Source organism: Billgrantia sp. NRB1, from assembly GCF_056921725.1.
On sequence record NZ_CM167783.1, the window covers coordinates 1,189,195 to 1,203,095 of the forward strand.

11 protein-coding genes are annotated in these 13,901 nt (G+C 69.5%); 7 read left to right on the plus strand and 4 right to left on the minus strand.

All coding sequences use genetic code 11. The annotated features are described in order from the left end of the window. Window positions 1-93 precede the first annotated feature (93 nt). Window positions 94-606 carry a fasciclin domain-containing protein gene (locus tag ACZIYR_RS05385; protein ID WP_473032745.1) on the plus strand — a complete coding sequence of 171 codons (513 nt, stop codon included), beginning with the start codon at window positions 94-96 and terminating at the stop codon, window positions 604-606. 127 nt (window positions 607-733) lie between these two features. Here ACZIYR_RS05385 and ACZIYR_RS05390 read toward each other — a convergent pair whose 3' ends face one another. Further along, a complete protein-coding gene (locus ACZIYR_RS05390; RefSeq protein ID WP_483528489.1) occupies window positions 734-1,378 on the minus strand; it encodes a CoA pyrophosphatase in 645 nt (214 codons plus the stop codon). A gap of 103 nt (window positions 1,379-1,481) precedes the next feature. On the opposite strand from ACZIYR_RS05390, the gene ACZIYR_RS05395 reads away from it, so the two are divergent. Further along, window positions 1,482-2,039 carry an NUDIX hydrolase gene (locus ACZIYR_RS05395; protein WP_473032747.1) on the plus strand — a complete coding sequence of 186 codons (558 nt, stop codon included), beginning with the start codon at window positions 1,482-1,484 and terminating at the stop codon, window positions 2,037-2,039. A gap of 30 nt (window positions 2,040-2,069) precedes the next feature. Here ACZIYR_RS05395 and ACZIYR_RS05400 read toward each other — a convergent pair whose 3' ends face one another. Together ACZIYR_RS05400 and ACZIYR_RS05405 are read right to left on the minus strand one after the other, a co-directional pair. After that, on the minus strand, window positions 2,070-2,381 hold the full coding sequence (locus ACZIYR_RS05400) for a YqfO family protein (RefSeq protein ID WP_473032748.1): 312 nt from the start codon (window positions 2,379-2,381) through the stop codon (window positions 2,070-2,072). Window positions 2,382-2,446: 65 nt separating this feature from the next. Then, on the minus strand, window positions 2,447-5,275 hold the full coding sequence (locus ACZIYR_RS05405) for an AMP-binding protein (protein WP_483528490.1): 2,829 nt from the start codon (window positions 5,273-5,275) through the stop codon (window positions 2,447-2,449). 174 nt (window positions 5,276-5,449) lie between these two features. Here ACZIYR_RS05405 and ACZIYR_RS05410 point away from each other — a divergent pair, with 174 nt between their 5' ends. Together ACZIYR_RS05410 and ACZIYR_RS05415 are read left to right on the plus strand one after the other, a co-directional pair. Then, complete coding sequence (locus tag ACZIYR_RS05410) at window positions 5,450-6,289, plus strand: fructosamine kinase family protein (RefSeq protein WP_483528491.1); 840 nt, start codon at window positions 5,450-5,452, stop codon at window positions 6,287-6,289. A 71-nt stretch (window positions 6,290-6,360) separates the two neighbouring features. Further along, entirely contained in the window at window positions 6,361-6,879 is a 519-nt protein-coding gene (locus ACZIYR_RS05415; RefSeq protein WP_483528492.1) for a hypothetical protein, read from the plus strand. 7 nt (window positions 6,880-6,886) lie between these two features. On the opposite strand, the gene ACZIYR_RS05420 is transcribed toward ACZIYR_RS05415, so the two are convergent. After that, window positions 6,887-7,798, minus strand: a complete 912-nt coding sequence (locus ACZIYR_RS05420; RefSeq protein WP_473032752.1) for an alpha/beta fold hydrolase — start codon at window positions 7,796-7,798, stop codon at window positions 6,887-6,889. Window positions 7,799-8,184: 386 nt separating this feature from the next. Here ACZIYR_RS05420 and ACZIYR_RS05425 point away from each other — a divergent pair, with 386 nt between their 5' ends. The 3 genes from ACZIYR_RS05425 to ACZIYR_RS05435 are packed head-to-tail and all read left to right on the plus strand — an operon-like array spanning window position 8,185 to window position 13,803. Next, complete coding sequence (locus tag ACZIYR_RS05425) at window positions 8,185-9,258, plus strand: efflux RND transporter periplasmic adaptor subunit (protein WP_473032753.1); 1,074 nt, start codon at window positions 8,185-8,187, stop codon at window positions 9,256-9,258. Then, complete coding sequence (locus tag ACZIYR_RS05430) at window positions 9,258-12,401, plus strand: efflux RND transporter permease subunit (RefSeq protein WP_483528493.1); 3,144 nt, start codon at window positions 9,258-9,260, stop codon at window positions 12,399-12,401. Before ACZIYR_RS05425 ends, ACZIYR_RS05430 begins: the two co-directional genes overlap by 1 nt. Further along, window positions 12,394-13,803, plus strand: a complete 1,410-nt coding sequence (locus ACZIYR_RS05435) for an efflux transporter outer membrane subunit (RefSeq protein ID WP_483528494.1) — start codon at window positions 12,394-12,396, stop codon at window positions 13,801-13,803. Before ACZIYR_RS05430 ends, ACZIYR_RS05435 begins: the two co-directional genes overlap by 8 nt. Window positions 13,804-13,901 lie beyond the last annotated feature (98 nt).

Sequence of the window (13,901 nt, forward strand, 5' to 3'; positions counted from 1 at the left end):
AATAGTTTGCCGTGTATAGGAATCCACGTCGGGCTCCTGCCGGCACCGAATGCTGTTGTCTGCCCACTGGGCAACCTCTCGAGGAGTGAGATCATGACACATTTCAAGGCAGCAACCCGTTGGATGGGCGCCGGCGTGGCCGGCTTGGTGTTGGCTGGCGCCGTGCAGGCGGGGAGTCACGGTGATGCCCACGACCATCCCGACATCGTCGATACCGCCGTGGCGGCCGGCCAGTTCGAGACGCTAGTGGCCGCGGTCGAGGCGGCGGGCCTGGTCGATACCCTGAAGGGCGAAGGGCCTATCACCGTCTTTGCCCCCACCGATGACGCCTTCGCCGCCCTGCCCGAGGGGACCCTGGACGAGCTGCTGCTGCCCGAGAATCAGGAGACCCTGCAGGCGATCCTTACCTACCACGTGGTGGCAGGCAAGGTGATGGCGGAGGACGCCATGGGTCTCGAGAGTGCCGAGACCGTCCAGGGGCAAGAAATCACCATCACCACCATGGACGGGAGCGTGATGATCAACGAGGCCAACGTCATCCAGGCCGACATCGAGGCCAGCAATGGCGTCATCCATGTGATCGACGCGGTGCTGCTGCCTGAGTGACCCCGTGGTTTATCCTTCTCTCGCGTCCCTTGCCTTGCCGCCCTTCGGGGCGGCCTTTTCGTTGTGCGCCTGCGTCGGCTGGGACGCTGCACTCGGGTAGGGGGGGGCGGTGGGGGAGGGAAGCGGTTCAAGAGCTGCGCGCCAGGGCCTCCCGGGCGCGCAGCCGGCGTTCGGAAAAGTAGCACAGCCGACCGCTTGGGGGCTCGCGGTGCAGACTCACGGGGCGCCCGAAGCCTTCGGCCATCAGTTCCACCAGCATCATCGAGGAGAGTCCCCAGATCACCTGGCCGGCGGTGTGGTAGCTGGGCACGTAGTAGGGGCGACCGTCGACCGGGATGACGTCGGTATGATGGCGTCGGTCCTCCAGGAACAGCGTCAGCGGTACCTCGAAGATGGTGTCGAGTTCACCGAGGTCCGGTGCCAGCGGCAGGTCCGGCGGTATCAGGCCCACGTAGGGGGTGACGCGAAGCCCATGCAGCGAGATGACGTCGGAGAGGCGGCCAAGCAGCTCCACTTGCTGCGGTGGCAGCGCAATCTCTTCCCGGGATTCCCGTAGGGCCGTGAACAGCAGATCGGGGTCGCCGGCCTCGCGCTTGCCGCCGGGGAAGGCCACCTGACCGCCGTGAGTGGCCAGGTGGCTGGCACGGCGAGTGAACAGCAGTGTCGGTTCCGGCCGATCGACGATGGGCATCAGCACCGCGGCCTGGGGCAGGTCGAGGACCAGCCGCTGCGGCCTGTGCGCTTGCAGGCGTTCGCGAAGTTTCTCTAACATGGGGTTTCCATCGGGTTTCGATTCCTTCTACCCGGCCGCTGTTGCCGGCGTCAAGCCCGAAGTCGGCGGTGTCGCACCGCTCGCCAGCCTGCCAGGGAGCCCCATGAACTTCTGCAGCCACTGCGGTCATATCGTGCGTTTCGCCATTCCCGAGGGGGATGACCGGCCCCGCTACCTGTGCGACGCGTGCGGCACCGTCCACTATCAGAATCCGCGTATCGTCGCCGGCACCCTGCCGGTGAGCGGCTCTCGGGTGCTGCTGTGCCGCAGGGCCATCGCCCCGCGCAAGGGGTTCTGGACCCTGCCGGCGGGCTTCATGGAGAACGCCGAGACCACCGTCGAGGCCGCTGCCCGGGAGACCCGCGAGGAGGCCTGTGCGGAGGTGGATATCCACGGGCTCTACACCCTGATCAACCTGCCGCATATCAACCAGGTCTACATGATCTTTCGTGCCGACCTGGCGGGAGGCTTCGCCGCCGGCTCGGAGAGCCTTGAGGTGGCGCTGTTCGAGGAGCATGAGATCCCCTGGGACGAACTCGCCTTTCCCACCATCGAGCGCACCCTACGCCACTTCTATGCCGACCGCGGAGAGGCGCGTTTCCCGCTGCATATCAGCGATATCACCGCCGAGGATCGCGAGCGCTACTTCGGCAGTGCCTGAGCGCGATGATCGCTGGCGTGTCGACCGCATTCACAGGTCTTCCAGCCGCCAGACATCGTAGGCCGGCTCCTCGTAGGGATGGGCCGCCTTGAGCGCCGCCAGGGCCTCGTGAATCAGCGAATCCGCGCAGACCAGCTCCACCTTGAGCTCTTCCACGTGCTCCAGGTCGCCCACGCTGCCGATATGGGGGTTGGCTCCCGCCAGCGGACGAAACTGCCCGGTGCCCGGCGTCTGGAAGCAGCACGCCTCGTAGTCGCCGATGCGTCCGGCGCCGCTGGCGAAGACCGCCTCCTTGACGGCCTCGGCGTCCGTCACGGGGACATAGAAGGCTAGCTTGTACATTACGGTTCTCCTCTTGTTCACTCGTGCATGGCGTCTTGGGCTCTGACGGCCTCCCGAGCCCACCTTCAAGGTGCCAGAAGATCCGGCTCAGCGCATGCCGAGGCGATGAAGGCCCGGGCATCGTCGCGCAGCCTGACTGCCTCGGCCCACCCCTCTTCCCGTGGCAGCAGAGGGCGGCCCACGCTGACGTCGACCGTGCCGGGACGCGGCAGGATCTCGCTGCCGCGCAGCAGTCTACGGGTTCCGCTCAGGGCGACCGGCAGCACGGGAGTGCCGGCCTGTGCCGCGGCGACGAAGGCGCCCATATGGAAACCCTTGAGGCCGGGCTGGCGGCTGAAGGTGCCCTCCGGGAAGAAGGCCAGGGAGTCGCCGTTGCCGAGGGCTGCGAACACCTGCTGCGTATCGCGGGTCGCCTGGCGCGGGTCGAAGCGATCCACGAAGATGGCCCCCATGCGCCGTAGCAGGAAGTGCGCCGGGGCCTGGCGCTTGAACTCCGCCTTGGCCAGGTAGCGAAAATCGTGCGGCAGCACGGCGATGAGCACCAGGGCGTCCAGGTAGCTGGCATGATTGGCCACCAGTACGCAGGGGGCCTCGCCGGGCAGGTTCTCCAGGCCATGGCTGCGGATACGCAGGCCGGCGAGTCGCGCCGCCGCGCGCACGCAGCCGCGGGTGACGCGCCAGCGCCAGGCGAACCTCGGCAGCGGCAGCGCCACGACGGCAACCACGATCAGGGCGGCGGCGAACAGGCTCCAGGCGTAGGCGCCATAAAGCGTGCGACCGGCCCGCTGCAGCCACCGCCGCGACCGCATGGCGCCGGCTCGCAGGGCCAGGACCAGCGCCTGGCGCCAGACCGGCGCGGCGGCCTGGCCCAGCTGGCCACCACGATAGCAGTCGGCGGTGGCGCCACGGCGGATCTTGCCACTGGAGGTCTTTAGCACGCTGTGCGGCGGCACCAGACGGACGATGTCGGCGGGCAGGTCCAGGGTGTCCAGGGTGGTCTCGTGAATTGCCCGGGTGAGGCGTTCGCGCTGCGCGGGGTCGGTGACCCGGGTTTCGGCCACCACCACCAGCGCCTCGCTGCCGGTGTCGGGGGCTGGGTCGCCGAAGACCGCCACGCAGCCCTTGCGAATGCCGTCGAGGGCGCCGACGGCCTCCTCGAGGTCGTAGGGGTAGATGTTACGCCCGCCGCGCACCAGCATGTCCTTGACGCGGCCGCTGATGTGGAGGTCGCCGTCGGCGAGGTAGCCGCGGTCGCCGGTGCGATACCAGTCGCCGTGACGCAGCGCGGCGGTGGCCTCGGGGTAGTGGAAGTAGCCGGCGGTGGCCGAAGGGCCGCAGAATTCGATCTCGCCGTCGTGGCGTTCGGGCAGTTCGCGCCCCTCGGGGTCGAGGATGCGCACCCGGTAGCCCGGCAGAGGCGGGCCGCAGTTGACCATGACCTGCGCCTTGGCACGGTCTTGGGTTGGCCTGGCCACCTGGGTGGCGGTAAAGGTGTCGCGATCGATAGGGTCGAGTCGTAGCCCGCGGCCCGGCGGGGCAATGCACAGCCCCACCGCCGACTCGGCCAGGCCATAGACCGGCATCAGGGCCTCCCGGCGCAGCCCGCAGGGCGCCAGCCGCTCGGCGAACTGCTCCATGGTAAGCGGGCTGACCGGCTCGGCGCCGTTGAAGGCGATCCGCCAGCAGCTGAGGTCCAGGCCCTGGGGGCGCTCATCCCTCAGGGCGCGCAGGCAGAGATCGAAGCCGAAGTTGGGGCCTCCCGAGAGGGTACCCCGGTGGCGATGGATCAATTCCAGCCAGCGCAGTGGATGGCTCAAGAAGGCCAGCGGCGACATCACGACCAGCGGCATGCCGTAGTAGAGGCTTGAGAGCCAGGCGCCGATCAGGCCCATGTCGTGATACAGCGGCAGCCAGCTGACGAAGACGTCCTGAGGCGTCACCCGCGCGCGCTCGCCCATGGCGCGAACGTTGGCCAGCAGCTGGCCGTGGGTGAGCATGACCCCCTTGGGGTCGCCGGTGCTGCCGGAGGTGTACTGGAGCAGCGCCAGGCTCTCCGCATCGGGGGCCTGGCGGGTATCGCCGGCGTCGACCGGAGCCGCGGACGAGAGCTCGGCAACGGTAACGATGGAAGCCAGCTGTGGGGCCTCGGCGCGCAGCAGGCGGGCCACGCGCCGCGCCTGGTCCACGGTGATCAGGCTCTCCGCGCCGGCGTTGCTGAGGATGCGGCCATGGCGGCGCAGGTGCTCCTCCAGCTGGGCCGGGCGCGCGGGAGGATAGATGGGGACCGGGACGCCGCCGGCGCGCAGGATGGCAATGAACGCGACGAAGTAGTCTCGCCCGGTGGGCAGCATCAGGGCGACGCGGTCGCCGCGGCGTACCCCGCGCTGGATCAGTGCCGCCGCCACGCCTCGCGCGTGGCGATCCAGGTCGGCATAGCTCAGGGTCTCCGGGCTGTCGCCATCGCCGTAGATCAGCAGATGGGAGCGCGCCGGCTGGTGTGCCAGGTGCCAGTCGAGCACTGCGTTCAGAGTGCCGGCGCTGGCGGGCTCGCCGCTCACCGTCCGCTCGCTGGTTGGCGACTGCCGGTCGGTCGTGTCGGGCTCTCTCTTCTCCGGTGCCTTGAGCAGCAGCGTCACCAGGTCTGCGGGGGTGTCGGCCGCCAGGGCGGATTCGGGCAGGGTCACGACGAAGGTGCGCTCCAGGCGAAGTACCAGCTCCGCCCGGGCCAGACTGTCGAACCCCAGATCCCGGTCCAGCCGCGACTGCAGCGTTGCCTGGGGGGGCGGCTGTCGCCGCGGCTGGGTTTCGCGTACCAGCTCATCGATGACTCGGAGCAGGCGCCGCGAGAGCGCTTCGCTCCGGGCGTCGTGTTGGGCTCCGTTTTCCTTCGCCATTGGCTACCCCTTGTGATCGGTGTGCCGACGTTGCCTTCACTGTAGGCGCTGACGGCCGGGGAGACGCTGCACAGGTTGCCAACGCCCGGCCCAACCTGCTTCATTCAACAGACAGCGTACGCCTGGCGGTGTTGCCAAGCCCCCCTATCGACCATCCAGCGAAGGAGAGAGGCCATGGACGTCGAACTGCGAGCGCTTCTGGAACAGGTGGGAATCAGCCCCCTCGGCGAGCCGCGCCCGCTGGGCGGTGGGGATATCGCAGCGGTCTACCGCCTGGCCACCGACCGGGGCGACGTGGTGGTGAAATCCGACGAGCCGGCACAGTTGGCCGGCGAGGCGGATGGACTGCAGGCCCTGCGGGAAGCGGAGACCTCGCTACGGGTGCCCGAAGTGCTGGGGCAGGCGGGCAGGTGGCTGGTGATGGAGGCCCTGGAGAGCGCCGCCCGCTCGGCGGCGAGCGAGTCGCGGCTCGGTGAGGGGCTTCGCCAGCTGCATGCCCGGGTCGCCGACAGCCACGGCTGGCCCCGGGACAATGCCTGCGGGCGAACGCCTCAGCCCAATGCACCGCTGGCTGACGGCCGTGCCTTTCAGCGCCAGCGCCGTCTGCTACCGCTGACGGCGGCCTGCCATGCCCAGGGCCTGCTGGACGGTCGCCTGCGCGGCCGCCTCGAGGCGGTTGCCGGCGATCTCGATGCCTGGCTGGCGGATGCCCCGGCGAGTCTGGTGCACGGTGACCTCTGGTCCGGTAACGTGCTGTTCACGCCGCGCGGCCCGGCGATCATCGACCCGGCGGTCTATCGCCACTATCCTGAGGTGGACTTGGCCATGCTGACGCTGTTCGGTTCTCCCGGGGAGGCCTTCTTCGAGGCCTACTGGAATGGGGCACCGCCCGGCGACTGGCCGCGACGGGAGGCGCTGTTTCAGCTCTATCCGCTGCTCAACCACCTGCTGCTGTTTGGCGGTGCCTACTGTGGCGCCGTGGCGCGGGCGGTGGCGCGCGTCGAGGCGGGATGAGGCCCGGGGAATGCCGCTCCTGTGATGGCAGTCGCAGGAGGAGAGGCGTGTGCGCCGGCAAGGGGGAGAGCATGAAGATCATGAAGGCTTGCGGGTGGTTCGCCCTGGGTGCGCTGCTTGCCCCGCTGGTTCCGGCCGTCGCCGATGTCGGCGAGGAGCCCAAAAGCGTATCGACAGTGGAGCGGGTGGTCATCACGCCCCTTGGCTATGCGCTGGTGTCGCGTCCCGGCGAGCCCCCCATTACCTGGGCGATTCCCGTCCCCCCCTTGGCGTGGTCGCATGTTGGGGGCTACTGGGCGCCGATGCCACCTCTGGCGCCGCCCGTCCCGGCAGCCCCGCTATGGAGTGTGCCCTATCTGCCCTATTCGGGCACCTCGGGGATCGCCGAGCCGCGGGGGGAGTGGCGCTATCCCGAAGCGCGCTACGAACGCCATGCGGGCGGCACGGTGCTGCGCAGCCGCCCACACCCCGGCGGGCGGGTCGAGATGCGCCCCGGGGAGACCCGTATTCGCAGCCGTGTCACGCCCGGTGAGCGGGTCGAGCGCCACGAAGGGGGCGTGATCATCCGCAGCCGCCCGCGGGGAGAGTGAGGGTTCGCTACCCGCGTAGCCACTGCCAGCCGCGTCGCCATAGCGGCTGGGCGGGGCGGTTGTCTCTCGCCGCGGCCCGCTCGGGGGCCTGGGTCAGGAAATCGGCGATGGGGGCCACCTGGCTGGGGCGGTCCAGCATTGGGGCGTGGCCGCAGCCGGGCACTTCCAGGCTCACCAGGCCGGGCTGGGCCTCGGCCATCCGCGCTACGCTGTCGGCGTGGAGCAGCGGCGAGCGTTCGCCGCGTACCACCATCAGCGGGCAGCGGATCGCCCGCCAGTCGGCCCAGGTGTTGCGGGGCGTGTCGTGGACGAATTGCTCCCCGATGCGCGGATCGAAGTGGTAGGTCCAGCCGCCGTCGGGCAGCCGGCGCGCACTATCCAGGGCCAGCCGCCGCCAGGCGTCGTCGCTGTCGATCCCGAAGCCCACATAGTGGCGCCTGAGTTCAGCCTCCAGCTCGGCGAAGCGGCTGAAGCGGTGCGGCCTGCCGAAGTAGGTGGCCAGCTGAACGAGCCCCTCGGGGTTGAGTTCGGGCCCAACGTCGTTGAGCACCAGTCGCTCGATGCGCTTCGCGCTGTCGGGCTCGGCGGCCAGCAGCATGCCCAGCAGCCCGCCCATGGAGGTGCCGATCCACGCCGTCTTCTCCAGCTGGAAGTGATCCAGCAGCGCCAGGGCTACTGTCATGTAGCGCGCATACAGATAGTCGCGGGAGGGCGTGAGCGACCAGCTGGAGAGCCCGCGGCCGGGGGTATCCGGGGCCAGCACCCGCCACCCGGGGCCGAGCTCCCGGGCCAGGTCGGCGAAGTCGCCGCCGTGGCGGGCCAGGCCGTGCCAGGCCACCACCGTCCTGGGCGCCTCGGGGTGCCAGATCCGCACCGCCACTTCTAGGGTGTCGATGCGCACCAGTTCGAGCGTATCCATGTCGAGTATCCATTCGCCTGCTATGCTGCTTTGCAGCATAGTCCATTTCGAACGCGTTGCCGAGTCCGAGACGGCAAGGTCACGCACCGCTTGGACGGCTTGGCTCGCATACATACATGGATGTAGCTATAATCCCCGCACTCAAACTACCCCGTGCCACCCTCGCGAGCAGGCCCCATCGTCGAGAGGTGGTTCACCCGACGACACGATCTGCCGCGGAGACCCTTCATGCGCTTGTCACCCCCCGGGGGGGCTGCCCCCCTGACACGGATACTGGCGGTTGGCTTACTGGCCCTGCTCGTCGCCGGCTGCGAACGGAATAACGACGGCGACGGCCCCGCCATGGGCGGGGGGACCAGCTGCCTCCACCGGTGGTGGTGGTGGGCGTGGAGCCCCGCAGCGTGGATGTGATCGAGGAGTACGCGGCCCGCGCGCGCGGCTCTCGTGAGGTGGAAGTGCGTGCTCGCGTCGATGGGATTCTGGAGGAGCGTCTCTATACCGAAGGGCAGGTGGTCGAGTCTGGGGAGGCCCTGTTTCGCATCGACCGCGAGCCCTACGAGATCGAGCTGAAGCGCGCCGAGGCGGAGCGGGCCAATGCCCAGGCCGAACTGAACCAGGCCAACCGGGAGTGGCGGCGGATCTCGACGCTGTTCAACCAGAATGCGGTCAGCGAGCGCGAGCGGGACAGCGCGCTGTCCGCCCGGGAGCTGGCTGAGGCCCGCCTGGCCCTGACCGAAGCGGGGGTGGCCAACGCCGAGCTCAACCTCAGCTACACCGAGGTGCGGGCGCCGCTGGCCGGCCTGACCGGATTGGAGAGCTTCCCCGAAGGCAGCCTGATCGAGCGCGGCACCCTGCTGACCACTGTCACCCAGCAGGATCCCGTTCACGTGCGCTTCTCGCTGCCGGAGCGCGATGCCGCTCTGCAGCGAACCGCCCGGCGCGCCATGGCCAATGCCGAGGAAGAGGCGCCGCGGGAGGCGTGGCTGACGCTGCCCGACGGCAGCGAGTACGGCCAGACCGGCCTGGTGGACTTCACCGCCAGCACCATCGACCCGCGTACCGGCAGCGTCTCGGCCCGGGCGGTGTTTCCCAACCCCGAGGGCCTGGTGGTGCCCGGGCAGTTCGTGCGGGTACGGGTGCTGGTGCAGGAGCTCGACGACGTTTTCCTGATCCCCCAGGAGGGAGTGGGCCAGGGCCCCGAGGGGCCGCGCGTCTTCGTGGTCGAGGAGGAGCAGGCCCAGGCCCGCAACGTGGAACTGGGGCCCATCGTCGATGGCCGCCAGGTGGTGCTGTCGGGCCTGGAGGCCGGCGACCGGATCATCGTCAGCGGCCTGGTGAACCTTCAGGACGGCATGCCGGTGCAGCCCAGCGAGGCGGACTCCGCCGAGGAGGCCAGCGACGACGAGACGGCCGCTGAGGCGCCGCTGGACGACGAGACCGCCGCTGACGAGGAGGCGTGATGCTCAGGTTCTTCATCGACCGGCCGATCTTCGCCTCGGTCATTTCCGTGATTATCGTCCTGGCCGGCCTCGCCGCGCTGCGTGCGCTGCCGGTGGAGCAGTACCCCGACGTGGTGCCGCCCCAGGTGGTGGTGCAGGCCGCCTATCCCGGCGCCAGCGCCGAGGTGATCGCCGAGGCGGTGGCCGCCCCCCTGGAGCAGGAGATCAACGGCGTCGACGACATGCTCTACATGGAGTCGACCTCCACCGACGCCGGCAGCCTGCAGATCACCGTCTCTTTCGAGATGGGCACCGATCCCGACCAGGCGGCGATCAATGTCAACAACCGCGTCCAGGCCGCCACCGCGCGCCTGCCTCAGCCGGTGCGCGACCAGGGCGTGCGCGTCGAGGCGCGCTCCAGCAACATCCTGATGGTGCCGGTACTGTTCTCGCCGGACGGCAGTCGCGATGTGCTGTTCATGTCCAACTACGGGCTGCTCAACGTGCTCGACGAGCTGGTGCGTATCCCCGGGGTGGGGGATGCCTCGCTGTTCGGCGCCCAGGACTACTCCATGCGTATCTGGCTCAGCCCCGACAAGCTGGCCCAGTACGACCTGACCCCCAACGACGTGGCCGCGGCGATTCGCGAGCAGAATGCCCAGTTCGCCGCCGGGAGTCTCGGCGCCGAGCCCTCGCCCCCGGGGCAGGCCTTCACCTTCACGGTGACCACCCGCGGCCAGCTTTCCGAAGCGGCGCAGTTCGAAGCGATCATCCTGCGCGCCGAAGAGGACGGCAGCACCCTGCGCCTGGGCGACGTGGCCCGCGCCGAGCTGGGCGCCCAGAACTACGCCTTCTCGGCGACCTACAACGGCCAGAACGCGGTGCCCATGGGGGTCTACCTGCAGCCCGGCGCCAACGCCCTGGAAACCGCCGCCGCGGTGCACGAGGCGCTGGAGGAGATGTCGGCACGCTTTCCCGAGGGGCTCACCTACACGGTGCCCTACGACACCACCGAGTTCGTCGAAATCTCGATCCGCGAGGTGTTTATCACCCTGCTGATCGCCGTGGCGCTGGTGGTGGCGGTGACCTTCGTCTTCCTGCAGCACTGGCGCGCCACCCTGATTCCGGTGGCGGCGATTCCAGTCTCGTTGATCGGCACCTTCGCCGGCATGCTGGCCTTTGGCTTCTCGGTCAACCTGCTGACCCTGTTTGGCCTGGTGCTGGCCATCGGCATCGTAGTGGACAACGCCATCATCGTGCTGGAGAACGTCGACCGGCTGATCCATGAGAAGGGCATGAAGGCCCGCGAGGCGTCCATCGAGACCATGAAGCAGGTGGCCGGTGCGGTGGTGGCCTCGACCCTGGTGCTGGTGGCGGTGTTCGCCCCGGTGACCTTCCTGGGCGGGCTGACCGGCGAGCTCTATCGCCAGTTCGCGGTGACCATCGCGGTGTCGGTGGTGGTCTCCGGAGTGGTGGCCCTGACCCTGACCCCGGCCATGTGCGCGCTGCTGCTCGACAAGCAGTCGCAGCGGGTGGCCAAGCCCTTCCAGTGGTTCAATGCCGGTTTCGACCGACTCACCGCGGGGTTCAGCTGGCTGGTGAGCAAGCTGCTTCGCCATGCGCTGATCGGGGTGGTGCTGTTCGGCGGCGTGATCGCCGCCACCCTGTTCGCCATGTCGCGACTGCCTCCGGGCCTGGTGCCCCAGGAGGACCAGGGGGTGGCGCTGGTGATGTATCAGCTGCCCCAGGTCTCGGCGCTGCCGCGCACCGAGGCGGTGCGCGACCAGGTCTCCGAGATGCTGCTGGGGCTGGACGAGGTGGACGAATTCACCTCCTTCGCCGGCTTCGACATCATCGCCGGTGCCCTGCGCACCAACGTCGGCGTGGGCTTCGCCAACCTGGCCGACTGGAGCGAGCGGGAAGGCCCCGGCCAGGACGCCCAGTCGCTGACCGGCCGGATCATGGGCATGGGGGGCGGTATTCCCGAGGCCTTCGTGATCGCCTTCACGCCGCCGCCGATCATGGGGCTGTCGTTGACCGGCGGGGTCGAGGGCTACCTCCAGGTGCGCGGCGATGCCTCCACCCAGGAGATCGCCGAGCTGGCCGGCCGGCTCGCGGCCGCCGCCAATGAGCGCCCCGAGCTGACCAACGCTCGCACTACCCTGGATACCTCCATGCCCAGCTACCGGGCCGAGGTGGATCGGGAGAAGGCGCGCGCCATGGGGGTGCCGATCAATGAGGTCTTCGCCAGCATGCAGAGCACTTTCGGTGCCATGTACGTGAACGACTTCACCCTGGCCGGTCGCAACTGGCAGGTGAACCTGCAGTCCGAGGGGGAGTTTCGCAGCAAGCCCGAGGATCTCAACAAGGTCTTCGTGCGCTCCGAAACCGGGGAGATGATCCCGCTCTCTTCGCTGGTGACCCTGACCCGCGAGGCCGGCGCCGACATCCTCAACCGTTACAACGTCTATTCGGCCGCCAAGTTCCTGGCCGATGGCGCGCCGGGTTACACCACCGGCCAGGCCAAGGCGGCCATGGAGGAGGTGGCCGCCGAGGTGCTTCAGGACGGCGACGTCATGCTCGGCTGGGTGGGTGAGGCCTTCCAGCTTGATGCCGCGGCGGGGGCCGGCGGACTGGCCTTCGGTCTCGGCCTGCTGATGGTGTTCCTGATCCTGGCGGCCCAGTACGAGCGCTGGTCGCTGCCGCTGGCGGTGGCCACGGCAGTGCCCTTCGGGGTGCTGGGGGCGGCGCTCGCCGCCTGGCTGCGTGGCTTTCCCAACGACATCTACTTCCAGGTGGGCCTGCTGGTGCTGATCGGCCTGGCGGCCAAGAACGCTATCCTGATCGTGGAGTTCGCCGCCCAGAACCGTCGCGAGGGGAAAAGCTCCAGCGAGGCGGCCCTGGCCGCCGCCCGGCAGCGCTTCCGCGCCATCCTGATGACCGCCCTGACCTTCATCATCGGCACCCTGCCGCTGGTGTTCGCCACCGGGGCCGGCGCCAACAGCCGCCAGGAGATCGGCACCGTGGTGGTGGGGGGCATGCTGCTGGCGAGTTCGCTGGCGCTGATCTTCGTGCCGCTGGCCTACAAGCTGCTGGAGGACCTAGTGACCTGGCGCCGCGAGCGCAAGACTCGTCGCCTGAACAGGGGGAGCTCCCATGCGTAAGGCACTGCCTGCTGTGCTGCTGTCCACCGCGCTGCTGGCCGGCTGCGCCGTGGGGCCCGACTACCGGGCCCCGGAGATTGCGCTGCCCGATGAGTGGCCCGAGCACGTGCTGCTCTCCGATGAGGCCCGCGCCGACTGGCAGCAGTGGTGGCAGCGGTTCGAGGACCCCCACCTGGATGCCCTGGTGGCGCGGGCGGCGGACGACAATCTTGAGCTGCGCCTGCAGCTGGCGCGGATCCAGGAGGCCAGGGCGCGCCTGGGCCTGGCCCGGGCCGAGCAGCTGCCGTCGGTGAGCGCCCAGGCCGAGGCGGCCCGGGAGCGTACCCCGGGGAGCCTCTCGCCCCTGGGCGAGAGCACCGACACCACCTTCTCCCTGGCCGGCGTGCTCGACTACGAGCTCGACCTCTGGGGGCGCCTGGCCCGGGAGCGGGAGGCCGCCGAGGCGCTGCTCGACGAGAGCCTGTTCGCCCACGACGCGGTGCGCCTCAACGTCATCGCCGACGTGGTGGCCACCTACTTCGACCTGCGCAGCGCCGAGCACCAGCAGCGCATCACCGAGGCCACCGTGGCCTCCCGGGAGGAGACCTACCGGCTGGAGCAGCTGCGCTTTGACGTCGGCGAGAGCGACGAGCTGGCGCTGCGCCAGGCCCAGTCGGAGCTGGAGGCGACCCTGGCCCAGCTGCCGGCCCAGCGCGAGCGGGTGCGGGTGCTGGAGGGGGCGCTGGCGCTGCTGGTGGGCATGACGCCCGCCGAGCTGATGAGCGAGCTGGACTACGGCGACACCGAGCTGGAGGCGATCACCCTGCCCGACGCGGTGCCGGCCGTGCTGCCCTCGGAGCTGCTGGCCCGTCGCCCCGACATTCGCGCCGCCGAGGCGGGACTGATCGCTGCCAATGCCGGCATCGGCGTCGCCGAGGCGAGCCGTCTGCCGCGCCTGAACCTGGGCGGACTCTTGGGCACGGCGGCCGGCGATGCCGGGGATCTCTTCACCTCGGCAGCCGGCACTTGGGGGCTCTCCGCCACGGTGATGGGGCCGCTGTTCGATTTCGGCCGCAGCGCCTCGCGCATCGACACCGCCGAGGCCCTGGCCGAACAGGCGGAGGTGCAGTACCGCGCCACCGTGGCCCAGGCCTTCAACGAGGTTCGCAACGCCCTGGTCACCTATGAGACCAGCGGCGAGCGGGTCGAGGCCTTGCGCCGTCAGGTGGCGGCCTTCGAGCGCACCCTGGAGCTGGCTGAGGTGCGCTACCGCGAGGGCTTCGTTGGCTTCATCGAGCTGCTGGACGCCCAGCGGGCGCTGCTTGCGGCGGAGCTCGCCCTCTCCGAAGCGATGCGCGATCGGTTGACCGCTACCGCCACGCTGTTCAAGGCGCTGGGCGGCGGCTGGCAGCTCGACGGCTGACGCCGGCCAGCGGCCTACGAGACAGGGCGGCGCCCTCTGCCGCCCCATGACGGGTCTGGCGCTGGATCAGGCCACGCGATCACAAGGGAGATAACCTC

Excerpts from the sequence above, each read along its gene's own strand:
- ACZIYR_RS05410 (WP_483528491.1), top strand. The coding sequence starts at position 5,450 with ATGGACGTCGAACTGCGAGCGCTTCTGGAACAGGTGGGAATCAGCCCC.
- ACZIYR_RS05420 (WP_473032752.1), bottom strand. The coding sequence starts at position 7,798 with ATGGATACGCTCGAACTGGTGCGCATCGACACCCTAGAAGTGGCGGTG.
- ACZIYR_RS05415 (WP_483528492.1), top strand. The coding sequence starts at position 6,361 with ATGAAGATCATGAAGGCTTGCGGGTGGTTCGCCCTGGGTGCGCTGCTT.
- ACZIYR_RS05435 (WP_483528494.1), top strand. The coding sequence starts at position 12,394 with ATGCGTAAGGCACTGCCTGCTGTGCTGCTGTCCACCGCGCTGCTGGCC.
- ACZIYR_RS05390 (WP_483528489.1), bottom strand. The coding sequence starts at position 1,378 with ATGTTAGAGAAACTTCGCGAACGCCTGCAAGCGCACAGGCCGCAGCGG.
- ACZIYR_RS05385 (WP_473032745.1), top strand. The coding sequence starts at position 94 with ATGACACATTTCAAGGCAGCAACCCGTTGGATGGGCGCCGGCGTGGCC.
- ACZIYR_RS05405 (WP_483528490.1), bottom strand. The coding sequence starts at position 5,275 with ATGGCGAAGGAAAACGGAGCCCAACACGACGCCCGGAGCGAAGCGCTC.
- ACZIYR_RS05400 (WP_473032748.1), bottom strand. The coding sequence starts at position 2,381 with ATGTACAAGCTAGCCTTCTATGTCCCCGTGACGGACGCCGAGGCCGTC.
- ACZIYR_RS05430 (WP_483528493.1), top strand. The coding sequence starts at position 9,258 with ATGCTCAGGTTCTTCATCGACCGGCCGATCTTCGCCTCGGTCATTTCC.
- ACZIYR_RS05395 (WP_473032747.1), top strand. The coding sequence starts at position 1,482 with ATGAACTTCTGCAGCCACTGCGGTCATATCGTGCGTTTCGCCATTCCC.